The organism is Micromonospora sp. WMMD736 (genome assembly GCF_049179015.1).
In the GTDB taxonomy this organism is placed as follows: Bacteria; Actinomycetota; Actinomycetes; order Mycobacteriales; family Micromonosporaceae; genus Micromonospora.
The window spans coordinates 1-1,892 of sequence record NZ_JBMHMI010000140.1; the positions used below are offsets into that span (position 1 = coordinate 1).

The following is a 1,892-nucleotide window of genomic DNA, read 5'->3' on the forward strand; positions in this document are numbered from 1 at the left end:
GTTCCGGTCGCCGATGCGTTCACGATTGAGCCGGGCGTCGGCGGCGCCTATTCCGACATGGCTGTCAGCCCCGATGGCAGCAAAATCATCGTCACCGATCTGGTGCGGGCTGCGGTCGCGGTGATCGACGTCGAGTCGGGTGAGGTGACTTCGGTCCCGGTCGGCCAACGCGGCTTTTCCCAACCAGTGCAGGTGGTGTTCGCCCCGGACGGTTCGCAGGCCTACGTCGCAGACAGCTACGGCAACGTGTCGGTGATCTCCTTCGCCGAGGGGGATATCAATCTCTAGGCGCCACCGCTAGTTTCGGTTCACCGCCCACGGCCCGGGGCCCAACGCGGCCAGCAGCAGGAACGCGAAGCAGAACAGCACGGCCGGCTCGCCGCCGTGCTGTCCTGGACCTGGGCTGCGGTTGTAACACCGATGGTTCGCAGCGAATTCCTTTCGGCATCGCCAGCAAGGTGCAGGGTTTGACGCTTCACCGGGCATTGGCAACCTAACAAGCGTCGGGTTGTCCAGTTGACTTGTTGGTGGTGGCCTTCGATCCCGCACCCACCAAACTGAAGCGGGCCCAAGTCCCGAGTGTCGTCTGGTTCGACCGCCCGCATGGCGAACTCATAGCGAATGAATCCGTGAGTGCTGTTGTTGACTCAGCAATCTTCTTGGCGGGTTGACGATGGACTTTGCGGCCAGGTTTTGCCGATCGGCTTTCGTTGGTCCTTCGCGATAGTCGAAAGCATTTTTAACACGAGTTTTGACGCCTTTCCCGATGGTTAACTTGTCGAAGTAGCCCGTTGATTAGGGGCTTTTGTCAACGCTGAAAAGAATCCTCCCGCAAACTATTTGCATCTTGCACCACCTGCTATGGGCAATCTCTGAAAGTGTTTGATGATGCCGCGAGTCGGCCTAGACTGCGGGTGCAGGAGTGCGGATGTACACGGGGATTCCAGACCAGACCAGGGGTCGGGGGCAGTGTCGCCGAATAAGGATAGGCACAGCGAACCTCTGCGATCGCGTTCGTCAACAGCCAGTGATGTATGGCAACGCCGGTGGGAAGTTTCCGGCAAGTTACCAAACAGGTAGTGGACTACGCGTGTCTGCGCGTACACCCCGGTGCTTGAGTCCTTACAGAACTACTGCGCTTACGGCTTGTGGCACAGGCACGACACCGCAAGCGAGGAGAGCCGCAATGGCGACTTCCGGCAATCGACATCTCGACGGCTCGCCTCACATGGGCTGGGTGGCCCCGAGCTAAGGGGGCTGGGGCCACCCGTCTCCCGCCGACGCACAGCGCCGACAGGAGGCCTGGACGGGGAGCGGTTCTCCGTCCTTACTCCATAGTAAGGGGAGTGGGGAAATGAATAAGGTTCGCAACGCGGCTGTAGTCGGCGCATCCACAGCGTTCGCGTATGCGGGAGCCGCGGCTGCCACTGGGGCAGCGGTCATCGGCCTCGGCATCGTGTCTCTTGCCGGACCACCTCCAGCGCAGGCGTGTATCGCCACCACCAATGCCGGGGGCGGCACCTTCCTGCACGGCGGTGCCGTCCGCGAGTCCTGTCTGCCCAACGGCGACAAGCACATCTGCGAGCACGTCCGCGTGTTCGGCATCGGCGGCGAGAACTGCTGGGTTGCGCCCAAGGGCCATCCGAGGAACCCGTAATGGTCCGGAGGAAGGCCAGCGGGTATTGGGCCGAGTGGTACTACAGGCCCCCTCGAGCGAGGTCGGGGGTGTGGTGATGAGCAAGTTGGCTGCTTTCGCATGCGGCGCGTTGGCAGTGGGGATGGTCGCGGCCTTTCCGCCCGTGGCCACCGCCCACATCCCCAGCGCCGTAGCGGGCATCGCCGAATCGACGCGCTCGATTGAGCACGTCGCCGAAAATCAGTATCCCTGGTGC

At 62.2% G+C, this 1,892-nt stretch carries 2 protein-coding genes; both read left to right on the forward strand.

Annotation, left to right across the window (positions count from 1 at the left end):
- Window positions 1-288, forward strand: a 288-nt coding sequence (locus tag ACN269_RS34760; protein WP_421477582.1) for a YncE family protein, incomplete at its 5' end; no start/stop codon positions are given.
- Window positions 289-1,354: 1,066 nt separating this feature from the next.
- Complete coding sequence (locus ACN269_RS34765; RefSeq protein ID WP_421477584.1) at window positions 1,355-1,657, forward strand: hypothetical protein; 303 nt, start codon at window positions 1,355-1,357, stop codon at window positions 1,655-1,657.
- Window positions 1,658-1,892 lie beyond the last annotated feature (235 nt).